Genomic DNA, 24,900 nt, shown 5'->3' with positions numbered 1-24,900 from the left:
GGGGTGTGTCAGCTCCTGCGGTTGCCGTCGGCCAGGGCCTTGCCGGCCGGGATGCGGATCTCGTAACCGCCGTCGAGAGCGGCCGTGCCGCCTGCCGGAAGGTCCAGTCGCCAGATCCGGGTACCCGGAGCGTGCCGATCGGGGCCCGCAGTTTCATCGGGCGCCGTCCAGTCGGCCCGTTCCTCGATCCTGACGTCGGGCTCCGAGGTGACCGGGACCCGCTCACGGACCTCCACGGTGACGGACCCCGACAGCCGGTTGGCCAGCTCCACGTGGACGCGGTGGTCGAGCACGGTGGTGTTGTTGCGCAGGCCCGAGGTGGACTCGTGCAGGTTCGTACGGCGGGTCACGCGGATGCCCTCGGCGGGACCGAGCCCCACCCGGCGGACACCACCGGGCGCCAGTGTGGGCAGCGCGGTGGTCAGGAGGAACTCGTCGTCGACGGTGACCTCCACCGGGCCGGCCAGCAGCGCCTGTTCGGTCGCGTTGGAGAGCACCAGCGTGGCGTACACGACCTGTTCCACGGACGGCACGCAGAGGTACTCGGTGCGCAGGCCGACCGGGATCTCGCCGACGGTGACGGTGTGCCAGGTGCCGTCCGACGGAATGTCGGCGCGCGCGGCGGCATCGAAGCGGTGGTCGAAGGAACCCGCCGACTCACGGGGACGCACGGCATTTCCGGGCAACGGCAGCGCGGCCGCCACTTCGGCACGGCGGCGGTACTCGGCGGCCACCGGGTCGAAGCCGGAGCCGGGGAACAGCCGGCCCCTGCGAGCACCCTCCTCGCCCGGGCCGGCGAGCGTAAGGGCGGCGTAGTCGAGTTCGGCGTCGGTCGGCTTGGGCGGGCCCTCCACCGGTGGGGGAGGGGGCGGCGGCGGGGCCATGCCAGGAGCCGGGGGCGCCGCCGCGGCAGGGGCGCCCGCGAGGGGCCCACCGCCGGAACGCGTCCTGCCGCGCGGTCGCGCCCCGGTCGGCGGCGCGGGTGCCGGCACCTGGCCGCCGAAGGCCGGCGGGGGCGGCGGACCGCCGTAACCCTGCGGCGCAGGCGCCGGAACGGGACCGGAGGCGGGTTCGTCACTCATGGAACCCACGAAGAAGCCGGCGCTCCCGGCGGCCGCGGGCGAGGACGCCCTGGCCGGCGCAGGGCCTGCCGCGTCGTATCCGGAGAACAGGCCGACGAGCCCGGCCGGGGGCTCGCGCCAGCCGGAGGGTGCGGGGGCGGGCTGGCTGCGGCCGATCCGGACCGAACGGAGCCTCGGCATACCGGTGCGGCGCCGCAGATCGGCGGTGGCCAGGGCGATGCGTACACCGGTCCAGTCCTCGCCGGTCCGCTGGGCGACCGACGCACGCAGCACCAGACGTCCACCGCCGTCGCCCTGACGGTGAGTGAGGCGGTACGCGGGAACCCAGACGGCGCCCGGCACCCCGTACTCCAGTTCCACCTCGGCGCCGACGGTGTCACCGGTGCCGACGAGCGTCAGGACCGCGCAGACCGTCGTCTCCACATGTGCTGACGGCGCGTCGGTAGAGGCACGCTCCATCCGGTCCGTGACGACCGAGAGCTCGTGCTCGACGCTGCGCAGCGCCTCCTCCAGCTCGACGAGACGGGTATGCAGTCCCGTCAGCCGCTCGTCGACGAAGTCGGCGAGTTCCAGCCACGCGTCGGCCGGGGTGCGGCGGTGCGGGTCGTCGCGCTTGCGGGCGGGCGGCACCGGATGGAGGGCCCTGACCTCCTCGATCAGGCTCAGCTGCCGGTCCCGGCGCCCCTGCGCCGCGGCGAGCGCGTCGCTCAGCCGCTCGTACTCGCTCCGCAACGTGTCCAGCACATCCGTGCCGGGCAGCTCGGCCTCGACTTCCACCCGGGCCTCGGTGACACGTACCCCGGGCGCTCCCAGGACCTGGACCCGGAGCGATCCCGGGTCCATGGAGCGGGGCAGTCCCGTCACCCGTACCCGGCCGTCGGAGGGCACACCGCCCCGGGCCAGCCGGGTGCACAGCGCGCCCTGCGCGTACACCACGACGGAATCGAGGGTCGACCCCCACCGCTGTACCGACTCAGCCCTCATGCGCTCCGCCCCCGCCGCGTTCATGGTGGGTGAAGCCTACGCCGGGACGGTCGCGCGTACGCGTCGGTCAGACGGGTCCGCAGTCCGGGCACCGACCCCGGTACGTCACCTCGGCCTCGGAGACGGTGAAGCCGAACCGTTCGGACTCCGGCAGCTCCGCCAGGAGGTCGCCGGACGGGTGGACGTCCCGGATGGCGCCGCAGCCGGAACACACCAGGTGCTGGTGGGGGTGGTGGGCGTTCGGGTCGTAGCGCTTGGCGCGGCCGTCGGTGGCCACCTCGATCACCTCGCCGAGCGAGACGAGTTCACCGAGGGTGTTGTAGACGGTGGCACGGGATATCTCCGGCAGCCGGGAAGTGGCGCGTGCGAGTACCTCGTCCGCGGTGAAGTGGACGTGTTCACCGGCCAGTACCTCGGCGACCACCCTGCGTTGAGCAGTCATTCGCCAGCCACGTGCCCGAAGCCGTTGCAGCAGGTCACTCATGCCCACCAGCCCATCTGTGCGTTGTCCGACGAATGGATCCGTACGCGCCTGTCGTTCGTATTGACTTGGACTATGTCCATCGTAGGATCGGTTCCGGTCGACAGCCAAGGGACAGGACATAGTTCCTCAGCACCGTGATCCGCCCCGTCCGGAAGGATTTCCATGACTGAGAACCACGACGCGATCGTCACCGACCCGAAGGCGGAGGACGCCGGCGGGTGCCCGGTCGCGCACGGTCGCGCGCCGCACCCGACCCAGGGCGGCGGGAACCGCCAGTGGTGGCCGGAGCGGCTCAACCTGAAGATCCTCGCCAAGAACCCCGCCGTGGCCAATCCGCTCGGTGAGGAGTTCGACTACGCCGAGGCCTTCAAGAGCCTCGATCTCCCCGCGGTGAAGCGGGACATCGCCGAGGTACTGACGACGTCGCAGGACTGGTGGCCCGCCGACTTCGGCAACTACGGCCCGTTCATGGTCCGGATGGCGTGGCACAGCGCCGGCACCTACCGGATCAGCGACGGTCGCGGCGGCGCCGGAGCCGGGCAGCAGCGCTTCGCGCCGCTCAACAGCTGGCCGGACAACGCGAGCCTCGACAAGGCCCGCCGACTGCTCTGGCCGGTCAAGAAGAAGTACGGCAAGAACCTCTCGTGGGCCGACCTCATCGTGCTCACCGGCAACGTCGCCCTGGAGACGATGGGCCTCGACACCTTCGGCTTCGGCGGCGGCCGCGCGGACGTGTGGGAGCCGGACGAGGACGTCTACTGGGGCCCCGAGACCACCTGGCTGGGCGACGAGCGCTACACCGGTGACCGGGAGCTCGAGAACCCCCTCGGTGCGGTGCAGATGGGCCTCATCTACGTCAACCCCGAGGGCCCCAACGGCACTCCGGACCCGATCGCCGCGGCCCGCGACATCCGCGAGACGTTCCGCCGCATGGCGATGAACGACGAGGAGACGGTCGCCCTCATCGCGGGCGGTCACACCTTCGGCAAGACCCACGGTGCGGGCCCCGCGGACAGCGTGGGCGACGACCCCGAGGCCGCCCCGATGGAGCAGCTGGGCCTCGGCTGGCGCAGCACGCACGGCACCGGCAAGGGCGCCGACACGATCACCAGCGGTCTCGAGGGCATCTGGACGGACACCCCGACCACGTGGGACAACAGCTTCTTCGACATCCTGTTCGGCTACGAGTGGGAGCTCTTCAAGAGCCCGGCCGGCGCCCACCAGTGGCGGCCGAAGGACGGCGCCGGTGAGGGTACGGTCCCCGACGCGCACGACCCGTCGAAGACCCACGCGCCGACGATGCTGACGACCGACCTCTCGCTCCGCCTCGACCCGGCGTACGAGGAGATCTCGCGGCGCTTCCACCAGAACCCCGACCAGTTCGCCGACGCCTTCGCCCGCGCGTGGTTCAAGCTGACCCACCGCGACATGGGCCCGGTCGTCCGCTACCTCGGCCCGGAGGTCCCGGAGGAGGTCCTGGTGTGGCAGGACCCGCTGCCCGCCCGGACGTACGAACTCGTTGACGCGGGGGACATCGCCTCCCTCAAGGCGCGGATCCTCACCTCGGACCTGTCGGTGTCCGAACTCGTCTCCACCGCCTGGGCGTCCGCCTCGTCCTTCCGCGGCAGCGACAAGCGAGGCGGCGCCAACGGCGCACGCATCCGTCTCGAACCGCAGAACAGCTGGGAGGTCAACGACCCGGACCGGCTGGCAGCGGTGCTGCGCACCCTCCAGGGGATCCAGGAGTCCTTCAACTCCGGCCAGCAGGGCGGAAAGCAGGTCTCGCTCGCCGACCTCATCGTGCTCGCCGGCGCCGCAGCCGTCGAGAAGGCCGCCGAGGACGCCGGCTTCGAGATCGAGGTCCCCTTCACCCCGGGCCGCGTCGATGCCTCGCAGGAGCAGACCGATGAGGAGTCGTTCGTCGAGCTGGAGCCGTCCTCCGACGGATTCCGCAACTACCGCGGCAAGGGCAGCCGGCTGCCCGCCGAGTACCTGCTGCTCGACCGCGCGAACCTGCTGACCCTCAGCGCCCCCGAGCTGACGGTCCTCGTCGGCGGCCTGCGTGTTCTGGGCGCCAACTACCAGCAGTCCTCGCTCGGTGTCCTCACCGAGACACCCGGGTCCCTGACCAACGACTTCTTCGTCAACCTGCTCGACCTGGGCACGACGTGGAAGGCCACGTCCGAGGACGCGAGCACGTTCGAGGGCCGCGACGCCGCCACGGGTGCGGTCCGGTGGACCGGCAGCCGCGCCGACCTGGTCTTCGGCTCGAACTCCGAGCTGCGCGCGGTCGCGGAGGTCTACGCGAGCGACGACGCGAAGGAGAAGTTCGTGAACGATTTCGTCGCCGCGTGGGACAAGGTCATGAACCTGGACCGGTTCGACCTCGTCTGAGCGCGGGTCCGGGCCGGCCTCTCGCAGGGGCCGGCCCGGACCTGTGTCGCGGGACGGCACCCCGGCGGGACAGCCCTTAGGCTGCCAACCGGCACCGGACCCGACCCAGGAGCGCACCCCATGTTCGACCCCGCACGGACATCCCCGTACCCCGATGCCTTCCGGCCGGACGAAGCCCCCGCGCCGCACCCGCTGCTGGAACCGCTGACCGGGTACCTGGGTACCTGGACGGGCCGGGGCCGCGGCGGGTACCCGACACTCGCCGAGGACTTCGTGTACGCGCAGGAGGTCACCTTCAGCCATGACGGGCGGCCCTTCCTCCACTACGAGGCACGCGCCTGGCTGCTGGACGCGGACGGGCTGCCCCTGCGGCCTGCGGCACGGGAGAGCGGCTGGTGGCGGATGCAGCCCGACGGCCGGGTGGAGGCACTGATCACCCAGCCCACCGGCATCGCGGAGATCCTGACCGGCCGCGCGGCCGGCGGAGCTGTCGACCTCACCACCCATCAGGTCGCCCTCACCCCCACCGCCAAGGGCGTCGAGGCCAGCCGCCGTCGCTACACCCTGGCGGACGACGGCACGCTCGACTTCGTCCACGACCTCGCGGCGGTCGGCCACCGGCTTCAGCACCACCTCGCGGCGCAGCTCCGCCGCGGAAGCCGGGACTGAGGGCTGCCCGGCGCCCGTAGGGCTCCGGGCGGACGGGACCGGTGCGGCGCGGGACTCAGCGCAGCGCTTCCGGCAGTGCCTCGCGGTGGATGATGCCCAGGCGTTGCGTGGCCCGGGTCAGGGCCACGTACAGGTCGCTGGTCCCGAACCGGGCGGGCTCCACGACCAGCACATGGTCGAACTCGAGCCCCTTCGCCTGTCGCGGGTCGAGCAGGACCACCGGGTGGGTCAGGTCGGGCTCGGCACCGGCCGTCACACCTTCCACCGCGGCGGCGATCTCCTCGTGCAGCGCCCTGGGCGCGATCACCGCGAGGCGTCCCTCCCCGGGCGACAGCTCCAGGACCGCCCGCGCCACCGCGCCCGCCAGGTCGTCCCCGGCCTCGCGCAGCCACGGGGCCTCGCCGGTGGACCGCACCGAGGCGGGCGGTTCGAAGGAGGGATCGCCGGCGCGCAGCACCCTGGCCGCCAGCTCCATGATCTCGGCCGGCGTGCGGTAGTTGACCTTGAGTGCGACGTGCGCGAACCGGTCACCGACGTACGGCTTCAGGATCTCGTCCCACGAGCCGACACCGGCCTCCTCCGAGGTCTGCGCGGGGTCGCCGACCAGTGTCATCGAGCGGGTCGGCGAGCGGCGCATCAGCAGCCGCCACGCCATGGGCGACAGCTCCTGCGCCTCATCGACGATGATGTGCCCGAACGCCCAGGTGCGGTCGGCGGCGGCGCGCTCGGCCGCACTGCGGTGATCGGCCTCCTCCTGCCGCTCCGCCATCCGCTCCGCGTCGATGATGTCGTGGGCGGCCAGGACCTCGGACTCCTCGTCCTCGAATTCGAACGACTCCGAGCCTCTCGACAGCTCCAGTACACCCTGCGCGTACGCGATCCGCTCCTGGCGCTCGGCCTCGGCGGCCGCCCGTTCGGCGCTGTCGTCGGCCCCGAGGAGCTCCGCCACCTCGTCGAGCAGCGGTACGTCGGCAGGGGTCCACCGCGCGCCGCCGGGCGCACGCCTGATCGCCTCGGCGTCCTCGGCCGGTACGTACACGGGGTCGGCCAGGTAGCCGGTGAGGAAGGCCTCCGGCGTGAGCGGCGGCCACAGCTCGTCGATGGCGCTGTGCACCGCCCCGCTGACGGCGACCGCCTTGCCGAGCTGGGCGATGTCGTCGGGGCCCAGGAAGTTGGGACCGCCGTACGGATCGGCACCGATGCGCTCCGTGAGCTGCGCGGTGAGGGCGTCGATGATCCGGAACGCGAAGTGCGGGCGGGCGAGGTTGTGGGGGAGCAGGGTGTCGCGGGCCGACTGCCGGGCCTCGTAGGCGATTTCCCAGTCGAGGACCAGGTCCCCGTCGTCGTGCGCGATGATCAGGGGCGCACCGGGTTCGGGCAGCAGTTGCCGGTCGCGTACGGCCATGGCGAGCGCCTCCGCCATCGGCTCACCGCCCTTGGCCGCGGCGGCGCGTGGGGCGTCCACGCCGTCGGCGTGGACGCCGGGGAACAGTTCGGCCTGCGTGGCGAGCAGCACTCCGGTCTCGCCGAGTGACGGCAGTACCTCGCCGATATAGCTCAGGAAGGCGGGGTTGGGGCCCACGATCAGGACGGCGCGCTTGGCGAGCAGCTCACGGTGCTCGTACAGCAGGAACGCCGCCCGGTGCAGCGCCACCGCGGTCTTACCGGTGCCGGGGCCACCCTCGACGACGAGCACACCGCGGTGCGGGGCACGGATGATGCGATCCTGTTCCGCCTGGATGGTCCGCACGATGTCGCCCATGCGACCGGTGCGGGCGGAGTTCACGGCGGCGAGCAGCACGGTATCGCCGCTCGGGTCCTCGAATCCGGTGCGCTGACGGTCCCCGACGTCGAGGATCTCGTCGTGCAGCTCGGTGACGGTGCGGCCCTCGGTGGTGAGGTGCCTGCGCCGCCGCAGCCCCATGGGTGTGTGACCGGTGGCGAGATAAAAGGGGCGGGCGACCGGCGCACGCCAGTCGATCAGGAGAGGCGTGTGCGCGGTGTCGTCCTCACGGATTCCGATGCGGCCGATATGGTGCGCGGCGCCGTCGGAGAGATCGATCCGTCCGAAACACAGAGAGCCGTCCACGGCGTTCAGCGCGGCCAGCAGTCCCGAGCGCTCGGCGACGAGCACATCGCGTTCGAGACGGGCCTGCAGCCCGGTCCCGACCGGCGTCAGCGCGTCGTCGAGGTGCTCGGCGGCGACCCCGCGCAGGGCGTCGACACGGTCGTAGAGCCGGTCGATGAATTCCTGCTCCTTCTGCAATTCGGCGCTTTCCCGAGTTGACAACATTGCTCCCTGGCGGATAAGGTGCTTCTTAGTGGCCCCCCGTGTGGGGCCTTTTCTGTGGGCACACAGAAGCGCTCAATATACTCGGGAAAATCCCCGGTCCGCAATTGCGGACCGGGGATTTCTTGTATCGCGGGCCGACTGCGAATCGGTGCTGGTTCCGGGGCCGGGATCCGGTCCTCGGGGTCACGCCCCGGTGGTCACGTCGTGAAGCCGTGCCGCGTACGCGCGGGGGTGCGTGGTGTTGCCGTTGTGCCCGCCGGGGAACGACACGGCTTCCCGGCCCACCAGTTCGGCGAGCGCCCCGCACCTCGAACAGCCGGGCGGGATCAATCGCCATGACGGCGGTCGCGGGCTGTATTTCATTGAGCCTTCGGGTCACGGTATGGAGATCATCACGCGCCCGTACGGGGGCGACGAAGTGACGTCCGTGGCGTCGTAGGCCCGGCGTCTTCCGTCGTCCTCCCGCGGCCTGGCGCCGTACTTCTGTCGGCCGCCGCGGTTCCACCGGAGCTGCGGCGGCTGTGCTCCTGCCGCTCCCCGTCGCCGATCGAGGGGCCGGGTTCGCGGAATCACGTACTCAATGAGTTGAGTAGTCATATTCTTGAGTACGATGTATGTCGGCCGGTGCCACCGTGCTGACCCGTGGTGAAGACAGGGAGGGGCTGCTTCGATGGCCTTGCGACATGCCGTGCTGGCGGCGCTGCTGGACGGCGAGTTCAGCGGATACCAACTGGCGAAGGCGTTCGACGTCGGCGTCGCGAACTTCTGGCACGCCCTGCCCCAGCAGCTGTACACGGAGCTGGCCAGGCTGGAGAAGGAAGGGCTCGTCCAGGGCCGGCAGGTCGTTCAGGAGACCCGGCCCAACAAGCGTGTCTTCCGGGTCACCGACGCGGGCCGCGACGAGCTGGAGAAGTTCGCCGCCACCGCCTCCAAACCGTCGTTCATCCGCGACGATCTGCTCGTCAAGGTCCAGTCCGCCGACCGCATCGGCACCGTGCAGGTGATCGAGCAGCTCGATGAGCGAGTGGCCGCGGCGGAGGCGAAGATCGCGCTTCTCGACGATCTGCTGCGCAAGTTGCGCGGGGACGCGGACGAGGAGGAGTTCCTCCGCCACGGCGAACGGATCGGGCCGTACCTGACGTGTCTGCGTGGCGTGGCCTTCGAACAGGGGCACCGGGACTGGTGCCTGCGGATCGCGGCAGTGCTGCGGGAGAGGCAGGCCAGCCATGCCGAGCGGTGAGTACCTGCGTTACGTCGCACTGGGCGACAGCCAGACCGAAGGGGTCGGCGACGGGGACGACACCGTCGGCCTCCGGGGCTGGGCCGACCGGCTCGCCGAGCAGCTCACGACCGTCAACCCCGGTCTCCAGTACGCCAATCTGGCCGTGCGTGGCCGGGTCGCGGGTCAGGTGCGCGCCGAACAGCTGGGGCCGGCCCTGGCCCTGCGCCCCGACCTGGCGACTGTTGTCGCCGGGGTCAACGATCTGCTGAGGCCCCGGTTCGACGTCGCGGAGGTGGCCGGGCAACTGGAGGAGATGTTTGCCGCGCTCACCGCCGCGGGGGCACAGGTGGCGACCTTGACCGTCCCGGACGTGGGGAAGATCGCGCCCCTTGCGCGGCCCGTCAGGTCGCGGGTGTCGGAGCTCAACATCCACATCCGTGCCGCGGCCGCCCGCCACGGGGTCGCTGTCGCGGAAATCGCCCCTCACGCCGTCTCCACCGACCCACGCCTGTGGAGCGTCGACCGGCTCCACGCCAGCCCCCTCGGCCACGCGCGGATCGCCTCAGCCGTCGCCCAGGCCATCGACCTGCCCCGTAGTGACGACACCTGGACGCACCCGCTGCCCCCACAGGCCGTCCGCAGCGGCTGGCAGTCCACAGGTGCCGAACTGCGCTGGGCGGCCGGGTTCCTCGGCCCCTGGCTCGGGCGCCGGCTGCGCGGCCGGTCATCAGGAGACGGACGTACCGCCAAGCGCCCGCAGCTCCTGCCCTTGAGCGTCGGTTCCTGAGGCCCCGGGTGTGTATCCGCGGGTGACGCGGATGCGGCCGCCCGTCAGCCGGTGTCGGACAGGCCCCATGCGTCCGGGAGGTCGAACAGGCGCTGTGCCCGGTGTTCGTTCCGCTGCCGGAGGGCGGTGACCCATGAAGGGGCGTCCTCGCGGGGGAGACAGGGGCAGACGGCGCGGTGAGCGATGCGGCACCGGGCGTCGGGGAGCGGTTCGGCATCCCACAGGTTCATGGCTCTGCCGTCCGGGGTGAGGATCCAGCGCGCGCGCGGCGGCACCGTGTGCGTGGCGACGACGACACCGGGCTCCAGGAACACCCAGTGCCCGTCGTAGTGCGTCGGGCGGCGGTCCTGGGCGAGGCCGCAGTGCGGGCAGTCGGGCGGGGCGGGCGGAGGCGGCGCGGTGGCGCCTTCGAGGGCCGCCTGCACTGCGTCGTCGGGTCGGTCCGGACCGGTGGCGGAGTTCTCGATGTCCCCCATACCTCACAGGGTCCATACCGGCGGCCGGATCCGGTAGGCCGCAATCCGGCCGTACCGGGCGGCCGGGGAGACCCGCCCGGTACGCGGCTGCGCACCGCGCGAGGAGAAGGCGGGACACCGCGGCGCCGCTCCGTGCGGCCGGCCCCGAGTACGTGAACGACCGCGTTGTCAGTGGTCGCACGTAGGTTCAGTGGTGTTCCGCCGTTGTGGCGCGGACGCCCCCTCGGTGCATAGGAGATGGTGCGTTGTCGGACTGGGAGAGGTCGAGCACAGCACGGGTGACAGCACCCGCGCGGCCACGCAAACTGGCCAAGGTACCGTTCGTCGAGCTGGCCGGCGGGCGTCTGCAGGGCGTGGTGTCGAGCGGTTCGGACATCGGGCGGGTGTACGTCTCGTCGGTCGCCGCCGGCACGTACGCGTTCGCCTGCAGCACCAACAACAACCGGCCCTGCGGCGGCGCGCGGGGGTCGTTCTGCAACCACATCCGGGCCCTGATCAACGAGGCGGTGCTGCAGTACGGTGCCGAGCGCCTGGCCCGCTACCTGAAGGTGGAGACCGCCGACGGGGAGCCGGGCGCTCCGGCCATCGAGGCCGGGATGAGCGGGACCCGTCCCTCGCAGGCGGACACCAAGGACGCCGCCCCCGTCTTCAGCCGCTTCCTGCGTCACCTGGCGTATCTGGAACTCGCGCCGAGCGCGGCGCCGTTGCCTGAGATGCAGTGGTTCCCGCCTACCAGGACGGTGGCGTGATGCGTACCGATCCGCTCCTCGAAACCATCCCCGGGCTCGACGAGGCCCTGGCGGCCGTCGACTTCTTCGACCGGGCCCTCGTCGACGGACTGCTCCGTCCCCGGCCCGACCGGGCCGCGGGCCTGGCCGAGTTCGCACACGCCGTCGCGGGCACACCCCTGGCCGCGAGGGTCGCCGAGGCGGCCGGCCGGACCGCTGACGGATCCGCCGGCGCGGACGATTTCGTCGCCCTCGCCGCCGCCCGCACCGCGCTTCTCGGCTCCGTCCACGACGCACTGATGAGCCGCGTCGAAGAAGCGACCGGCAGGCCGCGCGGCGTGGCCGAAGCACCGGCACCCGAGAGCCGGCCCACGGTGAACCTGCTCACGGCCGCCCGCTCCTGGCTCGCCGACCTGGCGCGCGCCGGCTGGCAGGGAATGGACCACGACGTGATCTCGGGGGCGGCACCCCTCGTCTCCGCGATGCTCCCGGACCCCGCTCTGCGCCGCCTCGCGACACTGCTCGACGGCTTCGCGGCCGAACTCGCCGCGTCCTGCCCGGGCGTGGCTCTGGAACGCGTTCCGGCCCGGCGCTGGGCCGACCTCTGGTCCCGGGCGATGCTGCTGACACTGCCCGGCGCCGCCGGTGCGCCCGCCACGGGTACGGCCACCGGCCGCCTCCTGCCCCTCGGCGTCGACCTGCACGAGCACGCCACCGCCGTACAGGCCCAGGTGCACGCGGTGTTCGAACCCGCCGACGGCACGGGAGCCCGCCTGGTACGGGCCGGCATAGCGGTGCCGAAGCCCGACACGGTGGTCGGAGCCGGCATCTGGCAACTGCTCCGCCCGCACATGTCCCTTCTGGCAGCCGTCGGTGAAGGCCGCTCGATGGACCTGGACGCCATGCCGGTCACCGGTGAGGGCGACCTGATCTGGAGCGACGCACACGCGCGTCCGGGTGGGAGCGCCGACGCGTTCGTCACGGCCCGGGTCGCCCTGCCTGCCGCCACCGAGGCGGCCACCGCACCTCTGGACCGTCATCCGGCACGCATCGCCGTGCCGGTGTTCCTGGAGGGTTACGCCGTGCAACAGGGCGACGACGCGCTGATCTTCACCGTGGCCGGCCATCCGCTGGAGGTCGACACCGACCGCATTCCGGCCGCCGGGCCGCTCACGCCCGAAGCCGTCGCCGCGTCCGGCGCCTGCATCGCGCTGCTCCGCTGGGACGCCGGCAGCTACCGCCTCCAGCCCCTGGCCGTCGAGACGACCGTCCGCAAGAAGGCGGTCGCGCTGCATGCCGGCGGCTGGGCGGGCGGCACCACCGACAAGGCGGGCGTCAGGGCCGAGAAGGCCGCCACCGATGCGGTGGCCGTACTGAGGGAGCGCGCGGGAAGGCTGCTGCGGAAATGACGGAGCAGACGACGGAGCACGTGACGGAACAGACGACGGAGCAGACGACGGAGCACGTGACGGAGCAGACGACGGAGCACGTGACGGAGCACGTGACGGAGCAGACGACGGAGCACGTGACGGAGCACACGACGGCCTTGCCGGAGCCGTCCGCTACGCACCCGGCCACGTCCCCGCGCACCCCCGAGGCCGACCCGCACGAGAACCGCCGCCAGGTCCTGTACTGGCGCCTCCTCGCCCGGCTCTTCGACCCCGAGGAGCAGCCCGCGCTGGAGTCGGCGAGCCTCGCCGTCGTCGAGGACCTCGCGCTGCCGTCCGCACTGCTGGACCCGCAGGCCTCCGTCGACTCGGTCGTGCAGCGCCACCCGGAGCTGGCCGACGAGTTCGACGGCCTGATGGCCCCCGGGCCCGCGGACGAAGGCGTACGGGACCGGGCCGCCGAGGTGCGACGGGCGGCGCTGGTGTCGAAGGTGCTGCTCAACGTCTTCGCCTCCGGCTCCGGCACGGTCACCGCCGGACAACTGGCGCGCTGGCAGTCCGACGCGGGATGGCTGGAGCGCGCGCTCGGCTGCACGCCCGGCGAACTGCGCGGCGGCCGCACCGGGGGAGGGACATCGGGGCGCGGCACACATCCCGACCTCGCCCGGCTGATCCCGGCGATCGGGCCGGAGCTCGGCGCCCTCGAAGCCGACCTCGTCCGGCGGATGCACCTGCGCGAGGTGCTGGCCGACCCCTTCCTCGCGGCGCAGCTCACCCCCAGCATGTCGCTCATCGAGCAACTGCTGCGGGACAAGAACAACCTCTCGGGTGTCGCCCTGGCCAACGCCAAGGCCCTGATCCGCCGCTTCGTCGACGAGGTCGCCGAAGTGCTGCGCACCCAGGTGGCGAAGTCCACGGTGGGCGCCGTGGACCGGTCCGTCCCGCCCAAGCGGGTCTTCCGCAATCTGGACCTCGACCGCACGATCTGGAAGAACCTCACCAACTGGAGCCCGGAGGAGGAGCGGTTGTACGTCGACCGCCTCTACTACCGGCACACCGCGCGCAAGACGACACCCCAGCGGCTGATCGTCGTCGTGGACCAGTCGGGCTCGATGGTCGACTCGATGGTGAACTGCACCATCCTGGCCTCGGTGTTCGCCGGGCTCCCCAAGGTGGACGTCCACCTGATCGCGTACGACACACAGGCGCTCGACCTCACCCCCTGGGTTCACGACCCCTTCGAGACCCTGCTCCGCACCAAGCTCGGCGGGGGCAACGACGGTCCCGTCGCGATGGCGATGGCGCGTCCGAAGATCACCGACCCCCAGGACACCGTGATGGTGTGGATCTCGGACTTCTACGAGTTCGGCCGCTCCCAGCCGCTCTTCGAGGGGATCGAGGCCGTCCACCGTTCCGGAGTGAAGTTCATCCCCGTCGGGTCGGTCACCAGCTCCGGCCGCCAGGAGGTCAACCCCTGGTTCCGCGAACGCTTCAAGGCCCTCGGCACGCCGGTGCTTTCCGGCCACATCAGCAAGCTCGTCCACGAGCTCAAGACGTTCCTCGCCTAGAAAGGGCCTCTCATGTCCGACCTGTTGCGCGCCCCCGCCGAGATCAAGTACGCCGAGGAACTGGCGTGGCTCGAGTCCGTCGACGACAACCCCAAGCCCTTCTCCTGGCGGCTCTCCCCGAAGATGGTCCGGCTGTTCATCCTGGGCTCCGAGCGCTCGGACGGCCTCGACCGGGAGATCACACAGAAGTGGTACGGCGACCGCAGTTTCGTCGAGCGCTCCATCGTCACCCTGGCCTCCGACCGCGGGCTGCTGCTCATCGGGGACCCCGGCACCGGCAAGAGCTGGCTGGCCGAGCTGCTGTCCGCCGCGATCTGCCGCGACTCCACGCTGGTAGTGCAGGGCACGGCAGGCACCACCGAGGACCACATCAAGTACTCGTGGAACGTCTCCATGGTCATCGCCAAGGGACAGTCCCGGGAGTCCATGATCCCCTCACCGATCATGACGGCGATGGAGGCCGGCGCGATCGGCCGCTTCGAGGAGCTGACCCGCTCCACCAGCGACGTCCAGGACGCGCTGATCTCGATCCTGTCCGAGAAGTACATCTCCGTGCCCGAACTGGACAGCGACAACATCGTCTTCGCCAAGCCCGGCTTCTCGGTCATCGCCACGGCCAACAGCCGTGACCGGGGGGTCAACGACCTGTCCTCGGCGCTCAAGCGCCGCTTCAACTTCGTACGCATCCCCGTGGTGACGAACAAGAAGAGCGAGGCGGAGATCGTCCGCTTCCGCACCGAGGAACTGCTGCGCCGGCACAGCATCGAGCTCGACGTGCCCCCGACACTCCTCGACGTGCTGCTGCAGAGCTTCGCCGACCTGCGCGCCTCCGCGGCCGCCGCCGGCAGCGACGACGAGAAGCTGGAGTCCGCCCTGTCCACCGCCGAACAGATCGGCGTACTGGAGGACGCGATCCTGCACGGCAACTTCTTCGGCGAACGGGACCTGACCGCCAGGACCCTGGCCTCCTCGCTCGTCGGTTCGCTGGCCCGGCGCGATCCCGAGGATCTGGCCATCCTCAACAAGTACCTGCACGGTGTCGTCGAGCCTCGCAGCAAGGAAGAGGGCGGATCCTGGCCCGAATTCCTGGAGGGCGGCCGCGAGACGATCGCCACCCTGTCGTGACCGCCGAGCACGAGCGGAGCTTCGAAGAGCTGCGCACGCAGTTGCGGGAGGCCGCCGCGACGTTCGCCGACGGGCCCGACGCCCTGGAGTCCATCCTCCTCGGCATCGTCGACGACGTGGACCGTGCCGTGCGTGAGCCCCTGGAGATCTTTCCCGTCTGCCACCACTCGCCTGCGTCGGCGCTCGCGATGGCGCGCCGGCTGCGGGCGAAGCAGCCGAAGGTGGTCTACCTGGAGCTGTGCGAGGACATGGCGCCCCTGCTGGCGGAACTGCGCAACTGCAGGCTTCCCGTGGCCGTCCAGGCGTTCGCGACCGAGACCGACGGCTTCCCGGCAGAGTGGGCCCCGCTCTCGGTGGTCGCCCCGGTCACCGAGGCCTCGGCCGAGTACCAGGCGATCTCCTACGCCCTCGACACACCGGGCGTCGAACTGGTCCTCGTCGACCGCTCCTCGGACCACGTCTACCAGTGGGACGCCCGAGCGGAACAGCCCGACGACGCTGCTGACGCGGCATCACCGGGATCCGAGTCACCACCCGCCGAGGAGGAGGCCGCGCTGCACGGCGACGCGGTCGGCGTCGGGATCGGCGACCTGCGGCCCCGCTTCGCCGAACTGGAGGAGCACCTGCTGCGTCACGGCAAGGTGCGGCACTGGTCGGAGTGGTGGCACCAGTACGTGGAACTCCCCCTCGGCGAGGGCGATCACGACACCTACCGCCAGGTCATGCTCCTGATCGGCAGCCTCTTCCGGCACCTCGCACCGGGCGACCCCCACCGGGTCCGCGTGGACGAGGACCGCGAACGCCACATGTGGACGCGGATGCGTGAACACCTGGCCGCGACCGGGACCGACCCCGCCGACGGCCTCTATGTCTGCGGCGCCTTCCACGCGGCCAGCCGGGTGGCGGAGTTCGGTGTCAGCGGCAGCGACACCTTCACAATCGCCCCGCGCACCGCCACGAAGTGGCAGCACGGACTGATCCCGTCCAGCCACGCGGCGATCGAGGCGCAGTTCGGTCTCGCGGCGGGCTCGGTGTCGATCGCCGCGACTCTCTGGGCGAAGAACATCCGGCGCACCCGCGTGGAGCCTTTCCGCCTGGCCGGCCAGGCGGGCGGGAAGAAGCCGAAGGCAAGGAAGGCCGTGGCCGCGCCCGTTCCCGCACCGCCGGCGGATCCCTCCGACAAGCTGTCGGGATTCCTTCGGCGGCCGCCCGTCCTGGACCGCCTCGACGAGGCCGAACTACTCGGCTGGTGCGTGGATATCGTGCGCGCGGCCCGCCGCAACGGCTATCTAGCCTCCACCGCCGACGCCATCGCGGTGTTCGAGACGTCGATCCTGCTGGCCGGCATACGCGACCGGGCCAGACCCACGCCGTACGACTTCCAGGACGCGGCCGTCACCTGCATCGAGAAGGACACCGTGCCCGGCCGGCGCGACGTGCGCCGGCTGGTGGAGATCATGATGGGCGGCGACCGGATCGGTCAGGTCGGCTACGAGTCCCTCCCACCGCTGGCCCGTGACGTGCACGACCGGCTCGCGGCCCTGGACCTGCGGCTCGAGCAGCGCGGTGTGCAGCGGGCGCTCCTCGACCTCGCCTCCCGGCCGGAACTGGAGCGGTGTTCCGACGTCCTGTGGATGTTGCGCCGGCTGATGCCGCCGGGCGCGGCCCGGCCGATCATGGGCGAGCGAAGCCTGGGCGAGCGGTCGATCCAGGAGTCGTGGGACCTGGCGCTGGGCACCCACCAGCGCGCCCTCATCGAGCTCGGCTACGAGGGCGTCAGCATCGAACAGGTGCTGGAGCAGCGGCTGCGCCGCGCGGCGTACGCCCCGCAGGCCACCGCGGCGAGCGTCCTGGAGGCCGTCGAGGACGCGACGCTGTACCTACGCAGCAGCCGTCTGGCCGACGAGCTCGGCACCCGCGCGCTGGAGGTGCTGGCGGCCGAACGCACCGTCGACGGGGCACCTGAGGTACTGCGCCGGGTACGGCGGCTGCTGGCGTACTACCGCACCGGTGAACCGGTCCTGCCGCCGTGGATCGAGTCCTTCGTCAAGACCGGGTACGCGCATTACTGCACCCTGCTGCCGATGTCGTTCACCGACGACGACGCCACCGTCCGTCAGGTGGCGGCGATGCTCGGCTTCCTGTTCAGCATGGAGAGCCTGGCCCTGTCGCTGGGCTGCGACCGCACCCAGCTCCAGCTGGCCCTGGCCCAGTCGCATCCGCAGGAGCCGTCGAGGACGGCGCTGCTGTGGGCGGCGCAGGTCCAGCTCGGGCAACTCTCCCGTGACGAGCTGCGGTCGAGGTGCGACGCGCTGCTGGGCAACCCCCTGGTGGTGCCCGCGTACCCGCGCTACCTCAGCGGCCTGGTCCATGCCCTGGAACCCGTCCCGGGCCTCACGGACTTCGTCGTGGAGGCGGTGTCGCAGGCCTTCGGACGGCTGCCGGACCCGGTGCTCCTGCCCTGGCTGCCGACCCTGGTCACCGCGTTGCGCGCGGGCGGCGCGGACCTGGCCCCGCTGCTCATCCGTGAGGCCGGACGCACCTTTCCCGGCCGCCTCGACGCGCTCGACACGTGGATACCGCCGTGGCGGGTGCGGCCGGAGGCGCCGTCGTCCGGCCGTCCGGACGCCGGCCGTGGCTGCCCGCTGCTCGCCGACCACCCCGGGACCTGCGACGCGGTAGCGGTCCTGCTGGGCTGCGAGGGGACCTGGGAGAGTCCCGGGGGCGGCCGCCGTGGGGGCGTGGCCCTGGCCGGCCGTCACCCGGACACCGCGCTGGCCCTGGAAGCGCTGCTGTCCGGCTGACCGTGCGCCGTGGGGGGGGGGGGGGGGGGGGGCGGCGCCCGGGGCGGGGGGGGCGCGCGCGCGGGGGGGGGGGGGGGGGGGGGGGGGGGGGGGGGGGGGGGGGGGGGGGGGGGGGGGGGGGGGCCCCCCCCCGCCCCCGGCGCGGGCCCCCCCCCCCCCCCGACGGCGGGTGGCGGGAGGTCAGCGGGCGAGGCGGATGCGGTGGAGCTGGTCCTTGCCGTCGGCGCCCGCACCGGACTTGTCGACGACGTACGCGATGCCGCCGGTGACCTCGATGTGGTTGGGGTTGGCGCCCGTGGCCACGGTCTCCACGACAGCGCCCTTGCGCGGGCTGACGACGGAGACGGTGGCGTCCGTGCGGTTGACCACCAGCACGTTGCCCGAGCCGCTGTCCGTGGCCACGGACAGCGGACCCTGGCCGGTGGCCACCGACTTGGTGACGAGGCCCTTGCGGAGGTCCACGACCGAGACGTCCCCGCCGGCCTGGTTGGCGGTGTAGGCGGTGCGGCCGTCCTTGGACAGGGCGACCGAGATCGGGCCGTCGCCGGCGGGGATGAGCCGCGGGGTGGTGGAGCGCGTGGAGACCTGGATGATCTGGTCATTGGTGAGGTCCGCGGCGTAGACCGTGCCGGACTTCTCGTCCACGGCCAGGCCGGTCGGGCCCGAACCCTCGACCGTGACGCGCTTCTTCTCCTTCAGGGTGCGGCTGTCGAACGCGACGAGCGTGCCGTCGGCGTACCCGCTCGCCCATACGGTGTCGTGGCGCTCGTCGACGACGATCTCACGGGCGTGGTTCACGTTCGGGAGCGTGGCGAGGTGCTCGCCGGTGCGCTGGCTGTAGACGGCGACCGAGTTGTTGCGGGTGTTGGTGGTCCAGACGGTGTTGTGCTCGTCGTCGACCGCCACCCCGTAGACCGCCTCGACCGCGCCGGTGGCCGCATCGGTGACCGGCGGGGCGTAGGTCGCCTTCACCGCGAGCGTCCGCGGGTCCACCTTCGTCAGGGCGGAGTTCGTCACCGGCGGCCTGCCCACCGCGGAGGTGGTCCACAGGACGTGGTTCCGCTCCGAGTAGGAGGACTGGTAGAGCCCGTTGGTGACCGGCGCGGTGGCGACGGCCGAAGCGGCAGGCCGGGTCTGAGCGGACGCGGTGCCCGTCAGCGCCGCGGTGCTGCCTGCGGCGAGCACGACGGCGATGGCCGCACAGGTACCGGTGCGACGCAGGCTGCGGGTGGGTGAGGTCATGCTGAGGTCAACTCCCTGATGGTGTTTCACGGGGATTCGTACGGGGGGATCCGCTCGGATCCGCATGTCAGAACTGAGCTTAGCCTTACCTAAGGAACGCTCTTTCAGGTGTGTGATCTGGATTACGCCGCAATCGACCGTGCGACCCGAAAGGTAAGGTGACCCTAAGTTGATCGTCTCGTCATTCGGAGCTCCCCTCGTGAACACGCCCGTGCCGCCCCAGGACGCCCCTCAGCGACCGCCGAGGACGGCCCGGCCGGACCCGCTGTCCCGGCTCGCGGAACCCGTGTGCGCCCTGCCGGACCCGGAGGGCGTCGAGGAGTTCTGGGCCGGGGCGGCCAGGTCCGGCACGCCGCTCGTGGGGCCGGACCCGCTGGGCACCGACGACCACGTCGCCGTGACGTTCCTCTGGCGCGGAGCCCCCGGCACCCGCGCCGTCCAGGTGCTGCCCAACAAGCTCGGCGACCCGCGGGCCCCCGAGGGGAACCTGATGGAGCACGTCCCCGATACCGATGTGTGGCACTGGACGCTGCGGCTGCGCAACGACTGGCGGGGCACGTACGACTTCTACGTCGACGAAGGCGACGGCCCCGCTCCCGAGGCCGCCGACCACTGGCAGTGGCTGCGCACCCGACGCCGTCACGATCCGCTGAACCACCGTTCGCTGCCCCGTCGCTGGGGTGGCGACCCGGTCTCCTACGCCGAGCTCCCGGCCGCCCCGAGCGCCCGGGACTGGCTGCCGAGGCCGGATGCCGCCCGGGGCGAGGTGTCCGTACACGAGGTTCCCTCCGAGCGGCTCGGCGGGAACCGGCGCGTGTGGACGTACCGCCCGGCCGGAGCCCACGGGGCGACCGAACTGCCGGTGCTCGTCCTCCTGGACGGAGAGCACTGGCAGCCGCACCTCGGGCTCGCGCACCTTCTGGACAACCTCATCGCCGATGGGCGCATCCCCCCGCTGGTGGCCCTGCTGCCGGACTCCGTCGACGTGGCCACCCGCTGGACGGACCTCGCCTGCGGCCAGGACTTCGTCGCGTTCCTCGGCGACGAACTGCTGCCCTGGGCAGCCGCGCGCCTCCCGGTCACGGACGACCCCGCGCGCACCGTCGTCGCGGGACAGAGCCTGGGCGGCCTCACCGCCGCCTATGCCGGCCTCGTGGCCCCCGGCCGCTTCGGCAACGTCCTCGCGCAGTCCGGCTCGTTCTGGTGGCCGGACGGGCCGGAGGCCGAGTGGCTCACGGCGCGAATCGCCGAATCCCCGCGCCTGCCGGTCCGCTTCTGGCTCTCCTTCGGCGAGCAGGAGTGGGTGGCCCTGCCCGCCGCGCGCAGGATGCGCGACACCCTCGCGTCCGCCGGTTACGAGGACGCCTCCTACCGGGAGTTCAACGGCGGGCACGACTACCTCTGCTGGCGTACGGAGCTCGCGGACGGCCTGGTCGGCCTGCTGACCCCGGTCACCGCCTCGCCCTGACCGGTGCCGCCCGGAGCGAGGCGCTCATGCGTCCAGCTCCTTCAGCCGGTCCGCGAGCACCTCCCCGATGGTGTCGAGGAAGCGGTCCTGCATCAACTGCGGGTGCGTGGCGTCCAGATCGTGGTTCACGACGGCGCCCGACACATGCCGGCGCCATGCCTCGCGGGTGAGCCAGTCCTCCGCCCGCGGCGCGGCAGCGGTGAAGAACAACAGGTCGCCCCTATAGCCCCGGTGCACGTGCTCACGCATCATGCGTGCGTGGTTGGGCACGATGTCGACGATCCTCGACAGCGTCCCGTCCGCGAGCCCGGCCAGCGGACTGCCCGCCCGTCGCAGTGTGGCCAGCACGTCCTCGCGGGTCCGTTCGCCGGTGCGCTCGAATCCCGCCATGCGCAGCACCGCGGTGAGGGCGTCGCCCTCCTCCGGAGCCGGGCGCTCCCGCCACTGCTCGGCCGGGAACGCGTCCAGCAGCGCAAGGAGTTCGACCTCCTCGCCGCCCTCCTGGAGCAGCACCGCCACCGTGTGCGCGAGCACCCCGCCCACCGACCAGCCCAGCAGCCGGTACGGCCCGTGGGCCTGCACCTCCCGGATGCGCAGGGCGTAGTCGGCCGCCTCGTCCTCCAGCGTCCGCGGCAGCGGCTCCTCGCGGACCAGGCCGCGTGCCTGGATGCCGTACACCGGCTGATCCGGGCCCAGCCGGGCGGCCAGCCCCGCGTAGCACCAGGCGATGCCGCCCGCCGGATGAATGGCGAACAGCGGCGTCCGCGCGCTGCCCCCACGCAGGCGCAGGACGACGTCCAGAGCGTCCGCGGCCGCCGGCCCCGCACCGTCGATCCGGGCGGCGAGCGCGGCCGGGGTGGACGCCTCGAACAGCGAACCGATCGTCAGCTCCGCGCCGAACTCCTCCCGCACCCGCGCCACGAGCCGGACCGCGAGCAGCGAGGTCCCGCCCAGGTCGAAGAACGCGTCATCGGGGCCCACGGCGGCAGCCCCGAGCATCTCCGCGAACAACAGCGTCAGTGCCTCCTCGCGGGCGCTCATCGTCCGCCGGCCGGCTCCGCCTCCGGCGCCGGTGAAGACGGGGGCGGGCAGCGCGCGGCGGTCCAGCTTCCCGTTGGGGCTCAGCGGAAAGGCGTCGAGCGCGACCACGGCCGACGGCACCATGTGCTCCGGGAGCTCCCGGGCCAGTGCCGCCCGCAGGGCCGCGGGATCGGCGGCTCCCGTCACGTAACCCACGAGCCGCTGTTCGCCGGGCCGGTCCTCGCGCACCAGGGCACACGCCCCGTCCACCTGCGGCCGGGCAGCCAGGGCGGCCTCGACCTCGCCGAGCTCGATGCGCTGCCCGCGCAGCTTGACCTGGTGGTCCGTACGCCCGAGGTACTCGACCTCGCCCCGCTCCGTCCAGCGCGCCAGGTCCCCCGTGCGGTACATCCGCTCCGACGGGCCCCCGAAGGGGTCGGCGACGAACCGGGCCACGGTCAGGTCCGGGCGGTTCAGATAGCCGTCGGCGAGCTGCCGGCCCGCCAGGTACAGCTCGCCCGGCACCCCAGGAGGGCAGGGCCGCAGCGCGGCATCGAGGACGTACAGCCGGGTGTTCCACACGGGCTGCCCGATCGGCACGGGCCCGGTGTCGTGCGCCGCGCACGCGTGGAAGCTGACATCGACGGCCGCTTCCGTCGGCCCGTACAGATTGTGCAGCCCGGCGTGCGGCAGACCGCGGGCGAAGGCGTGCGCGGTCTCCCGGGGCAGCGCCTCCCCGCTGCAGAAGACGCGGCGCAGCCCGCCACACGCACCCGGGTCCGCCTCCGCGAGGAAGACCTGGAGCATCGACGGGACGAAGTGGCAGGTGGTGACGGCCTGTTCGTCGATCAGCCGGGCCAGGTAGGCGGGGTCCTTGTGACCGCCCGGCTCCGCGACGACCAGCGCCGCGCCCTCGCGCAGCGGCCAGAAGAACTCCCACACGGACACGTCGAACGACGAGGGCGTCTTCTGCAGCACCCGGTCGTCCGCCGTCAGCCCGTAGGTGTCCTGCATCCAGCGCAGCCGGTTGTCGATCGCACCGTGCGACACGACGACACCCTTCGGCCGGCCGGTGGAGCCCGAGGTGTAGATGACGTACGCCGGATGCGCGGGCGTCAGCGGGCGCGACGGATCGCACCACGGGTACCCGGAGACGTCGAGGCCGTCCACGACGACCCTCGCCGTCGCCGCGTCGTCGGCGAGGCGGTCCGCACGGTCGGTGATCACGCAGACGGGTGCCGCGTCCCGCAGCATGAACGAGATCCGCTCCGCCGGGTACTCCGGGTCGAGCGGCAGATAGGCGGCCCCCGCCTTCAGCACGGCGAGCAGCGAGACGATCAGGTCCACCGAGCGCGGCACCGCCACCGCCACCACGGCCCCCGGCCGGGCGCCGACCGTCCGCAGGTGCCGGGCCAGTCGGTTGGCGCGGGTGTTCAGCTCCGCGTACGTGAGGGAGACGTCCCCGTACACCACCGCGGTCGCGTCCGGGGTGCGGGCGACCTGCGCCTCGATCGGCCCGATCAGCGTCGTCGGCGGCAGTTCGCGGGCCGTGCGGTTGAACTGCTCGACGACCAGCGCGTGTTCGGCAGGCGTCGCGATGCCGTGTGCGGCGAGCGGCGCGTGCGGGTCCGCCGAGGTCAGCCGTCCCACGAGGTGCAGGAACCGCTCCTGATGGGCGGCGAGGGCGTCCTCGTCGTACAGGGCCGGATTTCCGTCGTGGTCGACGCGCAGCCCGCGGCCGTCCGCACGGTCGTAGATGTTGACGGTCAGGTCGTCGACCGGACCGGCGGACAGATTGCGAGCCCGGGCCCGCGCACCCGCGAAGTCCACGTCGTAGTCGAAGGGCATCACGTTGACGAGCGGACCCACCAGGCCCCGGTTCTCGCCGAGCAGCCGCAGATCGCGGCGGATGTCCTCGTAGCGGTAGAGCTGATGGCGGCGGACGGTGCGGACGCCCAGCACGACCTGGCGCACCAGTTCGGCAAAGCTCGCGCCGGGGGCGACGGTCAGCCGCAGCGGCAGGACGTTCATCACCATGCCCGGCACCCGCAGGGCGACCGACCCCACCCGCCCCATCATCGGCAGCCCGAGCACCACCTCGGAGCGGGCGGTCGCGCGTGAGGTGTAGAGGGCCTGAGCGGCGATCAGCACCTCGGGCCAGGTCGCGCGCAGTCGTGACGCGAGTTCCCGCACCCGTTCGGTGTCCTGCGGACCCAGGTAGGCGGTGCGGCGCAGGAACGTGCGGGACGGCAGCGCGCCGCGTCCCGCGAGCCGGGGGGCCTCCGGCCGGTCGGCGAAGGCGGCGGACCAGTGGGCGCGGTCTGCCGCGAACGCCTCCGACGACCGGTAACCGGCGTCCTGCGCAACGAGGTCGCTGAGCGTCCCGAAGGTCCGCGGTCCTGGATTCTCGCCCCGGGCCAGTGCCGAGTAGACCTCGGCCGTACGCCGGACGAGCAGTGAGTAGCCGAAACCGTCCATCACGAGGTGATGGATCCGCTGGTACCAGAGCCAGCGCTCGTTCCCGACCCGGAAGAGCGCGTGCCGGAACAATGGGCCGGCCGCGAGATCGCACGGCTCGGCGAGGTCGGCGCGCATCCACGCCTCCGCCTGCCGGTCCGCGTCGCGCACGTCCCGCAGATCGTGCACGGTGAGCGGCAGTCCGACCGAGTCCGCGACGATCTGCCGCGGCCCCTGCGGTCCGTCCTCGACCCGGACGCGCAGCACGTCCGCCTCGTCGGTGACCCGGCGCAGCGCCGCAGCGAACACCGCCGGGTCGAGCGGCCCGTCGATCGCCAGGCACTCCGCGGTGTTCTGCGCCGGACTGAGCGGGTCGAGCGACTGGGCGTACCACATGCCCGACTGGGCGGCCGTCAACGGCAGTTCGGTGTCCGCCCCGTCCGTCGCCGTGCCGGTTCCGTCGGTGAGCAGGACCGTCATGAGACCCCCAGCAGCGGGGCCCAGGCCTCGATGGAGGGCTGTTCGGCGAGATCGGCGAAGTCCGCCCGCACTTCGTGCTCGCGGCGCCACCCGCCGAGCAGCGCCATGATGCGGACCGAGTCGAGCCCGTAGTCGAGCAGGCTCTCGTCGAGGGGGATGTCCGCGGGGTCCTCGCCCAGAGACTCGGCGACGTCGTTGCGGATCTGTTCCAGGGTGAGGGCCACGGTGC

General features: G+C 72.2%; 17 protein-coding genes and 1 pseudogene. 11 read left to right on the top strand and 7 right to left on the bottom strand.

The window, feature by feature from the left end; translation table 11 throughout:
• Nucleotides 1–8: 8 nt before the first annotated feature.
• Both ACIBJG_RS10570 and ACIBJG_RS10565 read right to left on the bottom strand, forming a co-directional pair.
• Nucleotides 9–2,066, bottom strand: coding sequence for a DUF4139 domain-containing protein (locus ACIBJG_RS10570; protein WP_399306634.1), 2,058 nt, complete (start codon nt 2,064–2,066; stop codon nt 9–11).
• Between the two features lie 67 nt (nt 2,067–2,133).
• Nucleotides 2,134–2,550: a Fur family transcriptional regulator gene (locus ACIBJG_RS10565; protein WP_399306631.1), complete on the bottom strand. Its 417-nt coding sequence runs from the start codon at nt 2,548–2,550 to the stop codon at nt 2,134–2,136.
• A gap of 162 nt (nt 2,551–2,712) precedes the next feature.
• Between ACIBJG_RS10565 and katG the strand changes: the two genes are divergently transcribed.
• Nucleotides 2,713–4,944: a catalase/peroxidase HPI gene (katG, locus tag ACIBJG_RS10560; protein ID WP_399306628.1), complete on the top strand. Its 2,232-nt coding sequence runs from the start codon at nt 2,713–2,715 to the stop codon at nt 4,942–4,944.
• A gap of 120 nt (nt 4,945–5,064) precedes the next feature.
• Complete coding sequence (locus tag ACIBJG_RS10555; RefSeq protein ID WP_399306625.1) at nt 5,065–5,613, top strand: FABP family protein; 549 nt, start codon at nt 5,065–5,067, stop codon at nt 5,611–5,613.
• A gap of 55 nt (nt 5,614–5,668) precedes the next feature.
• Here the strand turns inward: ACIBJG_RS10555 and ACIBJG_RS10550 are convergent, their stop codons facing one another.
• Nucleotides 5,669–7,879, bottom strand: coding sequence for a HelD family protein (locus ACIBJG_RS10550; RefSeq protein WP_399307205.1), 2,211 nt, complete (start codon nt 7,877–7,879; stop codon nt 5,669–5,671).
• A gap of 328 nt (nt 7,880–8,207) precedes the next feature.
• Here ACIBJG_RS10550 and ACIBJG_RS10545 point away from each other — a divergent pair.
• The 3 genes and pseudogenes from ACIBJG_RS10545 to ACIBJG_RS10535 form a co-directional block, all read left to right on the top strand.
• Nucleotides 8,208–8,345, top strand: a pseudogene (locus ACIBJG_RS10545) (VOC family protein); the annotation flags it as partial.
• 231 nt (nt 8,346–8,576) lie between these two features.
• Nucleotides 8,577–9,146, top strand: coding sequence for a PadR family transcriptional regulator (locus tag ACIBJG_RS10540; RefSeq protein WP_399306622.1), 570 nt, complete (start codon nt 8,577–8,579; stop codon nt 9,144–9,146).
• Nucleotides 9,133–9,915 carry an SGNH/GDSL hydrolase family protein gene (locus ACIBJG_RS10535; RefSeq protein ID WP_399306619.1) on the top strand — a complete coding sequence of 261 codons (783 nt, stop codon included), beginning with the start codon at nt 9,133–9,135 and terminating at the stop codon, nt 9,913–9,915. Before ACIBJG_RS10540 ends, ACIBJG_RS10535 begins: the two co-directional genes overlap by 14 nt.
• 44 nt (nt 9,916–9,959) lie before the next feature.
• On the opposite strand, the gene ACIBJG_RS10530 is transcribed toward ACIBJG_RS10535, so the two are convergent.
• Nucleotides 9,960–10,391 carry a DUF6083 domain-containing protein gene (locus tag ACIBJG_RS10530; RefSeq protein ID WP_399306616.1) on the bottom strand — a complete coding sequence of 144 codons (432 nt, stop codon included), beginning with the start codon at nt 10,389–10,391 and terminating at the stop codon, nt 9,960–9,962.
• Nucleotides 10,392–10,636: 245 nt separating this feature from the next.
• On the opposite strand from ACIBJG_RS10530, the gene ACIBJG_RS10525 reads away from it, so the two are divergent.
• From ACIBJG_RS10525 to ACIBJG_RS10505, 5 genes are all read left to right on the top strand, one after another.
• Nucleotides 10,637–11,140, top strand: a complete 504-nt coding sequence (locus tag ACIBJG_RS10525) for a hypothetical protein (protein WP_399306613.1) — start codon at nt 10,637–10,639, stop codon at nt 11,138–11,140.
• Complete coding sequence (locus ACIBJG_RS10520) at nt 11,140–12,528, top strand: hypothetical protein (RefSeq protein ID WP_399306610.1); 1,389 nt, start codon at nt 11,140–11,142, stop codon at nt 12,526–12,528. Before ACIBJG_RS10525 ends, ACIBJG_RS10520 begins: the two co-directional genes overlap by 1 nt.
• 116 nt (nt 12,529–12,644) lie before the next feature.
• Nucleotides 12,645–14,075 (top strand): VWA domain-containing protein, encoded by a 1,431-nt coding sequence (locus ACIBJG_RS10515; protein WP_399307203.1) that lies wholly within the window; start codon nt 12,645–12,647, stop codon nt 14,073–14,075.
• Between the two features lie 12 nt (nt 14,076–14,087).
• Nucleotides 14,088–15,200, top strand: coding sequence for an AAA family ATPase (locus ACIBJG_RS10510; RefSeq protein WP_399306608.1), 1,113 nt, complete (start codon nt 14,088–14,090; stop codon nt 15,198–15,200).
• Entirely contained in the window at nt 15,197–18,004 is a 2,808-nt protein-coding gene (locus ACIBJG_RS10505; RefSeq protein WP_399306605.1) for a hypothetical protein, read from the top strand. The genes ACIBJG_RS10510 and ACIBJG_RS10505 overlap by 4 nt, the downstream gene beginning before the upstream one ends.
• Nucleotides 18,005–18,184: 180 nt before the next feature.
• Here ACIBJG_RS10505 and ACIBJG_RS10500 read toward each other — a convergent pair whose 3' ends face one another.
• Nucleotides 18,185–19,246 (bottom strand): YncE family protein, encoded by a 1,062-nt coding sequence (locus tag ACIBJG_RS10500; RefSeq protein WP_399306602.1) that lies wholly within the window; start codon nt 19,244–19,246, stop codon nt 18,185–18,187.
• Nucleotides 19,247–19,445: 199 nt separating this feature from the next.
• Between ACIBJG_RS10500 and fes the strand changes: the two genes are divergently transcribed.
• Complete coding sequence (gene fes, locus ACIBJG_RS10495; RefSeq protein WP_399306599.1) at nt 19,446–20,714, top strand: enterochelin esterase; 1,269 nt, start codon at nt 19,446–19,448, stop codon at nt 20,712–20,714.
• A gap of 24 nt (nt 20,715–20,738) precedes the next feature.
• On the opposite strand, the gene ACIBJG_RS10490 is transcribed toward fes, so the two are convergent.
• Both ACIBJG_RS10490 and ACIBJG_RS10485 read right to left on the bottom strand, forming a co-directional pair.
• Nucleotides 20,739–24,671, bottom strand: coding sequence for an amino acid adenylation domain-containing protein (locus ACIBJG_RS10490; protein ID WP_399306596.1), 3,933 nt, complete (start codon nt 24,669–24,671; stop codon nt 20,739–20,741).
• A complete protein-coding gene (locus ACIBJG_RS10485) occupies nt 24,668–24,895 on the bottom strand; it encodes a phosphopantetheine-binding protein (RefSeq protein WP_399306593.1) in 228 nt (75 codons plus the stop codon). The genes ACIBJG_RS10490 and ACIBJG_RS10485 overlap by 4 nt, the downstream gene beginning before the upstream one ends.
• Between the last annotated feature and the right edge of the window lie 5 nt (nt 24,896–24,900).

Source organism: Streptomyces sp. NPDC050422, assembly GCF_044458665.1.
In the GTDB taxonomy this organism is placed as follows: Bacteria; Actinomycetota; Actinomycetes; order Streptomycetales; family Streptomycetaceae; genus Streptomyces.
Note: the sequence above shows the minus strand (reverse complement) of the source record. Positions and strands in the feature narration are given on the sequence as shown.

What these genes read in the sequence shown, in the direction of transcription:
- ACIBJG_RS10570 (WP_399306634.1), bottom strand. Translation starts at nt 2,066, where the DNA reads ATGAGGGCTGAGTCGGTACAGCGGTGGGGGTCGACCCTCGATTCCGTC.
- ACIBJG_RS10565 (WP_399306631.1), bottom strand. Translation starts at nt 2,550, where the DNA reads ATGAGTGACCTGCTGCAACGGCTTCGGGCACGTGGCTGGCGAATGACT.
- katG (WP_399306628.1), top strand. Translation starts at nt 2,713, where the DNA reads ATGACTGAGAACCACGACGCGATCGTCACCGACCCGAAGGCGGAGGAC.
- ACIBJG_RS10555 (WP_399306625.1), top strand. Translation starts at nt 5,065, where the DNA reads ATGTTCGACCCCGCACGGACATCCCCGTACCCCGATGCCTTCCGGCCG.
- ACIBJG_RS10540 (WP_399306622.1), top strand. Translation starts at nt 8,577, where the DNA reads ATGGCCTTGCGACATGCCGTGCTGGCGGCGCTGCTGGACGGCGAGTTC.
- ACIBJG_RS10535 (WP_399306619.1), top strand. Translation starts at nt 9,133, where the DNA reads ATGCCGAGCGGTGAGTACCTGCGTTACGTCGCACTGGGCGACAGCCAG.
- ACIBJG_RS10530 (WP_399306616.1), bottom strand. Translation starts at nt 10,391, where the DNA reads ATGGGGGACATCGAGAACTCCGCCACCGGTCCGGACCGACCCGACGAC.
- ACIBJG_RS10520 (WP_399306610.1), top strand. Translation starts at nt 11,140, where the DNA reads ATGCGTACCGATCCGCTCCTCGAAACCATCCCCGGGCTCGACGAGGCC.
- ACIBJG_RS10510 (WP_399306608.1), top strand. Translation starts at nt 14,088, where the DNA reads ATGTCCGACCTGTTGCGCGCCCCCGCCGAGATCAAGTACGCCGAGGAA.
- ACIBJG_RS10500 (WP_399306602.1), bottom strand. Translation starts at nt 19,246, where the DNA reads ATGACCTCACCCACCCGCAGCCTGCGTCGCACCGGTACCTGTGCGGCC.
- ACIBJG_RS10490 (WP_399306596.1), bottom strand. Translation starts at nt 24,671, where the DNA reads ATGACGGTCCTGCTCACCGACGGAACCGGCACGGCGACGGACGGGGCG.